The organism is Brucella grignonensis (genome assembly GCF_002252505.1).
GTDB classification, from domain to species: Bacteria; Pseudomonadota; Alphaproteobacteria; order Rhizobiales; family Rhizobiaceae; genus Brucella; species Brucella grignonensis.
The window spans coordinates 1-311 of record NZ_NNRL01000004.1; the positions used below are offsets into that span (position 1 = coordinate 1).

A 311-nucleotide genomic window follows, 5' to 3' on the forward strand; every position below is an offset into this window, starting at 1 on the left:
TATCAGCTCAAGACGGCTCGCTTTCCAGCCTATCGTGATCTCAACGGCTTCGACTTCTCAAGCAGCGAGGTCAACGAGGCGCTCGTGCGCCAGCTCCACCGATGCGACTTCCTCGACGAAGCCAACAACATCGTTCTGGTCGGCGGACCCGGCACTGGAAAAACCCACATTGCGACCGCTTTGGGTATCCAGGCGATCGAGCATCATCATAAGCGGGTTCGCTTCTTCTCGACGGTCGAGCTGGTCAATGCGCTGGAGCAGGAGAAGGCACAGGGTCGGTCCGGTCAAATCGCCAATCGGCTAGTGCATTC

The 311-nt window shown here is 58.2% G+C and carries 1 protein-coding gene; it reads left to right on the forward strand.

What is annotated here, in order from left to right:
- Window positions 1–311, forward strand: a 311-nt coding sequence (locus CEV33_RS00115; protein WP_167388064.1) for an ATP-binding protein, incomplete at both ends; no start/stop codon positions are given.